Raw genomic sequence first — 9,479 nt, forward strand, 5'->3', positions numbered from 1 at the left:
CCACCGAGGATGCCGGCGAGGTTGTAGCCGAGCCCGGCGCCGGTGTAGCGGTAGCGGGCCTGGAACAGCTCGGGCAGCAGTGCACCGGCCGGTCCGTAGGCGATACCGAAGATGATCAGCGTGACGAACAGCACCAGACCGAAGGCGAAGGTCGACCCGGTGTCGAGGATCGGGAAGACGAACAGCGTCCACGGGATGGCCAGTCCGACCGAGGTGCCGATGACCTTCCTCCGGCCGATCTTGTCCGAGTACATCGCCGACAGCGCGATGGCGGCACCGAAGATCAGCGCGGCGATCATGCCCATGCCCAGGACGAACGGGCGGGAGTGCCCGAGGGTGGCGGTGGCGTAGTTCGTGAGGAACGCGGTGCCCATGTAGAAGAGCGAGAACAGCGAGGTGAGCGCACCACCCGCGATGAGGATCTCTTTCCACTGGTACCGCAGCGCATCGGCGAACGGCAGCGTCCTGGGGGCCGTGACCCTGTTCGCGGCCTTGTCGGCAGCCGCGGTCTCGGCGGCTTCCTTGGCCTCCCTCGCCTGGGTCTGACGGAAGACCGGGGTCTCCTCGACCGTGAGACGGATCCACAGGCCGACCAGCACGAGGACGGCGGAGAGCAGGAACGGGATACGCCAGCCGTACTGCATGAAGGGGCTGTCGAGGTCTGCACCGCTACCGGCGACGAGCGAGAAGATGAGGAACGTCCCCGAGGAGAGGAAGAACGCGAAGGCCACGCCCAGCTGCGGCCACATGGCCATCATGCCGCGCTTGCCCTCGGGGGCGTACTCGGCCGTGAGCAGCGTGGCTCCGGCCCATTCGCCGCCGACCGCGAAGCCCTGGAAGAAGCGGCACACCACCAGCAGGGTCGGTGCCCAGATGCCGATGCCGCCCTCGAAGACGCCGAACGCCCCCGTGTTGTACCCGGGCAGCAGACCGATGAAAACGGTCGCCACGCCCATGATGATGAGGGTCCAGACGAGCGTGTTCTTGCGACCGATCCGGTCACCGAAGTGGCCGAAGATCGCCGCACCGACGGGCCGGGCGAAGAACGCCACGGCGAAGGTCGCGAACGAGGACAGCGTCGCCGTCGCGGGGTTCTGGTCGGGGAAGAACAGGGCCGGGAAGACCAGCGCGGCGGCGGTGCCGTAGATGAAGAAGTCGTACCACTCGATCGTGGTACCGATCGAGGACGCGGCGGCGACCTTCTTCAGCGAGGTCTTCTGCTCGACCGGCGGAAGATTCGGGGACAGCGGTGCCGCGTCCCCCGGCGGGGTGTTTCCGGACTGCGTCAAGACAACTCCAGTCGTGTCAGGTTCGCCGGGTATCTGACCTCCGGCGAGGCGGGTGATCGCCGACGCATAGGCGTCGATTGAGCCGAACAGTATGTGATGACCACCACACCCGATACACCCGAAAGTATGTGTGCCGTGACCCGGCCCACAGTCGCGACGCCCGCGCTCGACCGGATGCCCCGCCCTCGCCGCACCCCTAGGGTGTCGGGCGAGACACGCACCCGAGCCACCAGGAGGCACCGATGCAGTCCCACGCCAGCCACACGCTCCGCGAACAATCCCTCGACTTTCTCCGGTCCGGATACCTGTTCACCTCCCGAGTGAGGCAGCGCGTGGGCCTACCCGCCGACTCCCAGACTCCGGTGAGCCTTCGCCTCATGGGTCGACGGGCCGTGCTTCTGCGAGGAGTCGAGGGGGTCCGCCACTTCTACGACTCGACCAAGGTCAAGCGCGAAGGGGCCATGCCGGCGTTCGTCCGTCTGCCGCTCTTCGGACCCGGAGCCGTGCACGGTCTCGACGGTCACGCCCACACCGTTCGCAAGAACGCGCTCGCCGACCTGGCCTACGAGGACGACCGGGTGGCGCAGTTCGCCTCGCTCGTGGCGGTGGAGCTCGAGCAGATGCTCGACGAGTGGGCACGCCGCGGATCGGGAACCGTGTATCACGACTCCACGACCGCGTTCGGTCGAGCGGCGTTTCGGTGGGCCGGGTTGCCGGTGCGTCCGGAGGAGGCGAACAGGCGCACCAAGCAGATGAGCAGGCTTCTCGACACGTTCGGACGGATCTCCGGGAACCCCGTCGCGCAGGTGGAGCGACTGCGCCTCGACCGGTGGGCCACGTCCCTGGTGCGCAAGGTCAGGTCGGGAGAAACACAACCCGATCCCGAGTCGGTGCTGGCGGCCATGGCCGAGCTCCGGGACGACGACGGCCAGCTGGTCGATGCCCGGACCGCTGCGGTGGAACTGCAGAACCTCACCCGTCCGACCGTCGCGGTCGCCCGCTTCGCGGCCTTCGCCGCGGTGGCCCTGGCCGAGAACCCGGGGTGGCGAAGCCGGATCCGGAACGCCTCAGAGGAGGCCGGTCGGCTCACCGAGATCCCCGAGGCGGTGGCGTTCGCCCAGGAGGTGCGACGTGTCTACCCGTTCGTGCCCATGTTGCCCGCGCTCGCAACCACCGATTTCGAGGTCCAGGGTTGTCCGGTGAAGACGGGGCAACGCGTCTTGCTGGACCTGCAGGGCACCGACACGGACCCGAACCACTGGCACGACGCGGGCACCTTCGACCCGGAACGGTTCCTGGGGGTCGACGACGCCGAACAGCTGGAGGCGTTCATCCCGCACGGCGGCGCCGGGGTCCGCACCGGCCACCGGTGCCCCGGCGAGAGGATCGCCGTGACCGCCCTGTCCGCGGCCGTCGCGGCGCTGTGCAGGCCGGAGGTGCGGATCAGCGACGACCCCGACGACCTGACGTTCCCGTGGACCATGATGCTCACCCGTCCGGCGACCGGTGTCAGGGTCCGCTGTAGCCGACCCGGAGACCACTGAGGCCCCCGGCCGGGACGGATCCGAGCACGACGGATCGGCCGGACAGATCAGGGCAGGACTGATCAGGGCAGGACGCCGAGGAGCCGGGCGCGGGCCACGGACTCCATCCGTGACCGTGTGCCCAGCTTGGTACCGATGTTGCGCAGGTACGCCTTGATCGTCTCCGGTGACAGGGACAGTCGGGCGCCGACCTCGGCGTTGGAGCATCCGAGAGCGACCTGTGCGAGGACGTCGATCTCCCGGGGGGACAGGACCGTCGGCGCCGGGCCCGGGTCCCGGCCCACGTCCGGAGTCCGGCCCACCCCCGCCAGCGCGGAACCCGCGGCCAGGAGCCTCTCGCGGAGATCCGGATCGCCGAGCTCGGCGGCGATGGCCCGCAACTCGCCGTGGAGGACACGAAGACGTTCCCTGTCGGAGGATTCCAGCCCGAAGTTCTGCTCGGCCGCGGCGTGGTCGGCCATCCGCAGTCGTCGATCGACCTCGTCGTGGACCTTGAACTCCGAGGCCAGGTCCGCGGCGACGGTGGTGAACGTCCGGGTGACCTGGTCGCCGAGCTGGGTGGCGACGCGGGCCGATCCGTAGAGGATCGTCCGCGCCACGCCCGAGACGATCACGGGGACGGAGATGATCGCCCGCAAGCCCTCGCGGTCCACCGCGTCGGCGTAGTCGCGGGTGATCCTCGAGCACTCCTCGTAGTCGCGCACCGTCGCCGGTCGTCCGGAGGCCATCACGTGACCACCGAGCCCACGGCCCCTGGCCACGGCCAGCCCCTGCATGGAGTCGGTGCGGACCCCGATGAAGCGGTTCAGTCTGGCGGTCTCACCGGTGACGTCGCCGGCGAAGACGACGGGCACACCGGAATCACGGCGGGCCCGGCGCAGGGCCCCTAGTACAGCGTCTGAATCCTTGGGTCGGAGGGTGGACATGGTGTTCTCCCGAGAGTGGAGGTGTTCAGCTCCGCGAGGAATCGCGGATGCTGGTGATGATGGCGCTGAAGTCCTTGCCACCGTTGTCCTGCGCGAACTCGTCGTACAGGGCAGCCGCTGCCGCGCCGAGCGGAGCGACCGTACCAGTGCTCTCCAGGGCCGCGAGCGCCAGCCCGAGATCCTTGTTCATGAGAGCGGTGGCGAAGCCGGGCGTGAAGTCGTTGTTGGCGGGAGAGGTGGGGACCGGACCGGGGACGGGGCAGTTGGTGTGCAGCGCCCAGCTGTTGCCGGTGGCCCCGGTGACCACGTCGAACAGGGCCTGGTGATCGAGACCCAGCCCCTCGGCGAGCACGAACGCCTCGGCGATCGCGATCTGGTGCACGGCCAGCACCATGTTGTTGCAGACCTTGGCGGCCTGGCCGGCCCCGGCTCCGCCGCAGTGGATGACCTTGCCCGCCATCGGCTCGAGCACGGGCTGCGCGGCCGCGAAGGCCTCGTCCTCCCCGCCGACCATGAACGCCAGGGTGCCGGCGGTCGCGCCCTTGACGCCGCCGGAGACGGGCGCGTCGACCTGGAGCATCCCGGCGTCCACGGCCTTGGCGTGGACCGCACGGGCGTCGTCGACCGAGATGGTGGAGGAGTCGATGAACAGGGTCCCCTCCCCCGCCTCGCCCAGGACCTCGTCATAGGTCGAGGTCACCAGCGCACCGTTGGGCAGCATCGTGATCACGACGCCGGCTCCCCGGACCGCCTCGGCGGGCGAGTCGCACACGGTGATCCCGGCGGTCCGGGCCGCGTCCTGCGCCGCGGCGACCGGGTCGAATCCTCTGACGTCGAGTCCGGCGCCGACCAGGTTGGCGGCCATGGGTCCACCCATGTTGCCCAGCCCGAGAAACGCCACAGTCTGCGATCGGTTGTCCATGTCCTACGCTCCCAGTCCGCGCGCGGCGACGGCCCGGCCGACGACGACGCGCATGATCTCGTTCGTCCCCTCCAGGATGCGGTGCACCCGGAGATCTCGCACAATCTTCTCTATTCCGTACTCGGCCAGGTACCCGTACCCGCCGAAGAGCTGCAACGCCCGGTCCGCGATGTCGAAGCAGCGGTCGGTGACGAAGAGCTTCGCCATGGCGCACTGCTCCACGTGATCCGGCTCCTTGGCGTCCAGGGCCGCGGCGGCGCGCCACAGCATGAGCCGGCTCGCCTCCAACTCGGTCGCCATCTCCGCGAGGGTGAAGCGGATCGTCGGCTCGTCGATCAACGCGCCGCCGAACGCCTCACGGTCCCGCACGTGGGCGACGGCCCGCGTGTACGCGTCCTGGGCGCCGCCCAGGGAGCAGGCGGCGATGTTGATGCGCCCGCCGTTGAGCCCCCGCATCGCGATGGTGAACCCGAGGCCCTCGCCGCCGGTGTCCGCGCCACCGATGAGGTTCGCCGCCGGGACCCGCACACCCTCCATGATCACCTGCGCGGTGGGCTGGGCGTTCCAGCCCATCTTCTGCTCGTCCGGACCGAAGCTCAGGCCCTCGGAGTCCGCCGGGACCAGGAAGGCCGAGATCCCCTTGGGGCCGGCCTCCCCGGTGCGGGCCATCACCACGTAGACGTCCGACTGCCCGCCACCGGAGATGAACTGCTTGGTGCCGGTGAGGACGTACTCCGCGGTCTCGCCCTCGCCCTCCTTCACCGCCTTCGTCCGCAGCGCCGCCGCGTCCGACCCGGCGCCCGGCTCCGTCAGGCAGTAGCTCGCGAACAGCTCCAGCGACGCCAGCCGCGGGATCCACTCGTGGCGCTGCTCCTCGGTGCCGAACTCGTCGACCATCCACACGCACATGTTGTGGATGGACAGGTACGCGGCCACCGACGGGCATCCCCGGGCGAGCTGCTCGAAGATGCGGACACCGTCCAGCCGCCGCATCCCGCTGCCCCCGACGTCCTCCGAGACGTAGATGGCGCCCATCCCCATCTCGGCGGCCTCGCGGAGGACGTCCTTGGGGAAGTGGTGCGTCGCGTCCCACTCCTGCGCTTTGGGCGCGATCCGCTTGACCGAGAAGTCGCGGGCGGTGTCGACGATGACCTTGTCGTCGTCATCAAGGGTGAACATGGGTGTTCCTCTCATACGGTGCCCGGTTCGTACGGTGTGCGGCAGGTGAACTGCGCGGCGGGTGAGCTGCGCGGCGGATCCGGTTCGCGGTCAGTCCATCGTGGGGATGACGAACTCGGCACCGTCCTTGATGCCGGAGGGCCAGCGCTGGGTGACCGTCTTGACCTTGGAGTAGAACTTGATCGACTCCGGGCCGTGCTGGTTGAGGTCGCCGAATCCGGACTTCTTCCAGCCTCCGAAGGTGTGGTACGCGATCGGCACGGGGATCGGCACGTTGACGCCGACCATGCCCACCTGGACGTTGGACACGAACTCGCGGGCGGCGTCGCCGTCGCGGGTGAAGATGGCCACGCCGTTGCCGTACTCGTGCTCGTTGGGCAGGCGCAGGGCCTCCTCGTAGTCCTTGGCGTGGACCACCACGAGGACGGGGCCGAAGATCTCGTCGGTGTAGACGCTCATGTCCGGGGTGACCTTGTCCATGAGCGTGGGGCCGACGTAGTAGCCCCCGGAGATGTCCTCGCCGTTGAACTCGTCCGTGTAGGCACCCACGCTGCGGCCGTCGATGAGGATCTCCGCACCTGCCTTCTCGCCCTGGTCGATGTAGTCCAACACGCGGGCCTTGGACTCGGGGGTGACCAGCGGGCCGTAGTCGGACTTCGGGTCGTGGCTGTGGCCCACCCGCAGCTCCTTGACCTTGGGCACCAGTTTCTCGAGCAGGGCCTCGGCGGTGCCCTCGCCCACGGGAACGGCCACCGAGATGGCCATGCAGCGCTCACCGGCGGAGCCGAAACCGGCGCCGACCAGGGCATCGGCGGCCTGCTCGAGATCCGCGTCCGGCATGATGATCATGTGGTTCTTGGCGCCGCCGAAGCATTGCGCGCGCTTGCCGGTGCGGGCCGCGTTCTCGTAGATGTACTGCGCGATGGGCGTGGAGCCGACGAAGCCCACGGCCTGGATGGTCTCGCTGTTGAGGATCGCGTCGACCGCCTCCTTGTCACCGTGGACGACCTGGAAGATGCCGTCGGGCAGACCGGCCTCGGTGAACAGCTCGGCCAGGCGCACCGGGACGGAGGGGTCGCGCTCGGAGGGCTTGAGCACGAAGGCGTTGCCGCACGCGATGGCCGGGCCCGCCTTCCACAGGGGGATCATGGCCGGGAAGTTGAACGGGGTGATCCCCGCGACCACACCGAGCGGCTGGCGCATGGAGTAGACGTCGACGCCCGTGCCGGCGTTCTCGGTGAACTCGCCCTTGAGCAGGTGCGGGATGCCGATCGCGAACTCGATCACCTCGAGGCCGCGCTGGATGTCGCCCTTCGCGTCCGGGGTGGTCTTGCCGTGCTCGATCGCCAGCAGTTCCGCGAGCTCGTCCATGTTCTGGTTGATCAGGTCGACGAACCGCATGAGCACGCGGGCGCGCTTCTGCGGGTTCTGGGCCGCCCACGCCTTCTGCGCCTCGGCGGCCTTGGCGATCACGTCGTCGACCTCCGCCGTCGACGCCAGCGGGACCACGGCCTGCGCCTTGCCCGTGCTGGGGTTCAACACCTCGTGGGTTCGGCCGCCCGTGGCGGCGACCCTGGTGCCGTTGATGTAGTGCTCGATCTGCCTGAGATCCGACATGGACATCCCTTCGTCGTGAGGCCGCGGTCCGGAGATGTCCGCGCGCCACTGCTCCCGTGATGACCATCACTCTATACTTGCATCTCCTAGTAATCCAGGACCCGGCCCCGGGGCCGCCCCCGACCCTCCCCTTTCGGGTGTACCGCCAGCCGCCCGGCCGCCCATACTGTGAGCTGACTCACTTCCCGTGCCCGTTCTCACCCGTGCCCGCTGTCAGGAGACTTCATGGCCCCGCTCGCCACCGACGCCACCACCCGATTCCGCGCCGCCCGCGACTTCCTGCAGGCCAACGCGGAGGACTACGAGGCCGCCCGGGCCGGCTTCGCGTGGCCGGAGCTCGACGAGTGGAACTGGGCACTCAACTGGTTCGACGTCGAGGCCGAGGGGAACACCGATCCCGCGTTGTGGATCGTCGAGGAGCACGACGGCGGAGGCGCACCGACCGAGGCGAAGTACTCCTTCGACGAGGTGCGGATCCGCTCGGACCGCACCGCCAACTGGCTGCGCGAGGCCGGGGTCGGGCCCGGCGACCGGATCCTGCTCATGCTGGCCAACCAGGTGGAACTGTGGGACGTCATGCTCGCGGTGATCAAGCTCGGCGCCGTGGTCATCCCCGCCACCACCCTGCTCGCCGAGGGCGACCTGCGCGACCGCATCGCCCGCGGCGGAATCAAGCACGTGATCGCCCGCTCCGAGCTGGCCGAGCGCTTCGCCGCCATCTCCGGCGACTATCAGCGGTTCGCGGTGGGCGGCGCCCCCGACGGCTGGACCGACCTCGCCGGTGCGATGGACGCCTCCCCCGACTTCGAGCCCAGCCACACCACCCACGCCGACGACACGCTGCTGCTCTACTTCACGTCCGGCACCACCAGCAAGCCCAAGCTCGTCGAGCACACCCACGCCTCGTACCCGGCGGGCCACCTGTCGACCATGTACTGGATCGGTCTCCAGCCGGGCGACGTCCACCTCAACGTGTCCTCGCCCGGATGGGCCAAGCACGCGTGGTCCAACGTGTTCACGCCGTGGATCGCCGGGTCGTGCGTGTTCATCTACAACTACTCCCGCTTCGACGCCACGGCGATGATGCGCGAGATGGACCGCTGCGGGGTGTCCAGCCTGTGCTGCCCGCCCACCGTGTGGCGGATGCTCATCCAGGCCGACCTGACGCAGCTGCAGGTGCCGCCACGGCTGGCGGTGGGTGCCGGCGAGCCCTTGAACCCGGAGGTGATCGGGCGCGTCCGCGACGCGTGGGGGGTGACCATCCGCGACGGCTTCGGCCAGACCGAGACCACTGTGCAGATCGCCAACACCCCGGGCCAGCCCATCAAAGACGGGTCCATGGGCCGCCCGTGCCCCGGATTCGACGTCGTCCTGGTCGACCCCGCCACCGGACAGGAGGTCCCGGGAGAGGGCGCCGAGGGCGAGATCTGCCTGCGCCTGGACCCCCGCCCGCTCGGCCTGATGGTCGGATATCACGGAGACAAGGACCGGACCGACGCCGCGTACGCGGACGGTTTCTACCACACCGGTGACGTCGGCTCGCGGGACTCCGAGGGCTACATCACCTACGTGGGCCGGACGGACGACGTGTTCAAGTCCTCGGATTACCGGATCTCGCCGTTCGAGCTGGAGTCCGTCCTGTTGGAGCACCCGGCGGTGGCCGAGGCGGCGGTCGTCCCGTCCCCGGATCCCGTGCGACTGAGCGTCCCCAAGGCGTTCGTCGTCCTGGCCGGCGGCTGGGAGCCGACCGAGGAGACCGCCCGCCAGATCTTCGACTACTCCCGCACCCACCTGGCCGGCTACAAGCGGGTGCGCCGTCTCCAGTTCACCGACCTGCCCAAGACCATCTCCGGCAAGATCCGCCGCGTCGAGCTGCGCAACGGCGAGAGCGAGAACGGCCCGTCGGTGGACTTCCCCGGCGAGTTCCGGGAGGAGTCGCTGCGCTGACGGCCGGTTCCCGGGCCCGCGCGGGCCGGGCTGCGGGGCCGGGTCGGCCGGGCTG

At 69.4% G+C, this 9,479-nt stretch carries 7 protein-coding genes; 2 read left to right on the top strand and 5 right to left on the bottom strand.

All coding sequences use genetic code 11. From position 1 onward, the window contains the following. A partial coding sequence (locus tag G6018_RS10935) for an MFS transporter (protein ID WP_241732062.1) occupies nt 1-1,247 on the bottom strand: 1,247 nt, incomplete at its 3' end. A 284-nt stretch (nt 1,248-1,531) separates the two neighbouring features. Here G6018_RS10935 and G6018_RS10940 point away from each other — a divergent pair. Continuing rightward, the gene (locus G6018_RS10940; RefSeq protein ID WP_182639595.1) at nt 1,532-2,833 is read left to right on the top strand and encodes a cytochrome P450; all 1,302 of its coding nucleotides are present in this window, start codon (nt 1,532-1,534) and stop codon (nt 2,831-2,833) included. A 62-nt stretch (nt 2,834-2,895) separates the two neighbouring features. Here the strand turns inward: G6018_RS10940 and G6018_RS10945 are convergent, their stop codons facing one another. The 4 genes from G6018_RS10945 to G6018_RS10960 form a co-directional block, all read right to left on the bottom strand. Further along, on the bottom strand, nt 2,896-3,759 hold the full coding sequence (locus G6018_RS10945; protein WP_179525942.1) for a LuxR C-terminal-related transcriptional regulator: 864 nt from the start codon (nt 3,757-3,759) through the stop codon (nt 2,896-2,898). A 25-nt stretch (nt 3,760-3,784) separates the two neighbouring features. Continuing rightward, complete coding sequence (gene mmsB, locus G6018_RS10950; protein ID WP_179525943.1) at nt 3,785-4,681, bottom strand: 3-hydroxyisobutyrate dehydrogenase; 897 nt, start codon at nt 4,679-4,681, stop codon at nt 3,785-3,787. A 3-nt stretch (nt 4,682-4,684) separates the two neighbouring features. Next, nucleotides 4,685-5,860 carry an acyl-CoA dehydrogenase family protein gene (locus G6018_RS10955; protein ID WP_182610133.1) on the bottom strand — a complete coding sequence of 392 codons (1,176 nt, stop codon included), beginning with the start codon at nt 5,858-5,860 and terminating at the stop codon, nt 4,685-4,687. Between the two features lie 90 nt (nt 5,861-5,950). After that, complete coding sequence (locus G6018_RS10960; protein WP_182610134.1) at nt 5,951-7,477, bottom strand: CoA-acylating methylmalonate-semialdehyde dehydrogenase; 1,527 nt, start codon at nt 7,475-7,477, stop codon at nt 5,951-5,953. Nucleotides 7,478-7,702: 225 nt separating this feature from the next. On the opposite strand from G6018_RS10960, the gene G6018_RS10965 reads away from it, so the two are divergent. Beyond that, entirely contained in the window at nt 7,703-9,424 is a 1,722-nt protein-coding gene (locus G6018_RS10965) for an AMP-binding protein (protein ID WP_182639596.1), read from the top strand. Nucleotides 9,425-9,479: the final 55 nt, after the last annotated feature.

Origin of the sequence: Dietzia sp. DQ11-44 (assembly GCF_014145205.1) — a bacterium.
GTDB classification, from domain to species: Bacteria; Actinomycetota; Actinomycetes; order Mycobacteriales; family Mycobacteriaceae; genus Dietzia; species Dietzia natronolimnaea.

Bases quoted from the DNA above. Each gene is read 5' to 3' on its own strand.
- G6018_RS10965 (WP_182639596.1), top strand. From the start codon at position 7,703: ATGGCCCCGCTCGCCACCGACGCCACCACCCGATTCCGCGCCGCCCGC.
- mmsB (WP_179525943.1), bottom strand. From the start codon at position 4,681: ATGGACAACCGATCGCAGACTGTGGCGTTTCTCGGGCTGGGCAACATG.
- G6018_RS10940 (WP_182639595.1), top strand. From the start codon at position 1,532: ATGCAGTCCCACGCCAGCCACACGCTCCGCGAACAATCCCTCGACTTT.
- G6018_RS10960 (WP_182610134.1), bottom strand. From the start codon at position 7,477: ATGTCGGATCTCAGGCAGATCGAGCACTACATCAACGGCACCAGGGTC.
- G6018_RS10945 (WP_179525942.1), bottom strand. From the start codon at position 3,759: ATGTCCACCCTCCGACCCAAGGATTCAGACGCTGTACTAGGGGCCCTG.
- G6018_RS10955 (WP_182610133.1), bottom strand. From the start codon at position 5,860: ATGTTCACCCTTGATGACGACGACAAGGTCATCGTCGACACCGCCCGC.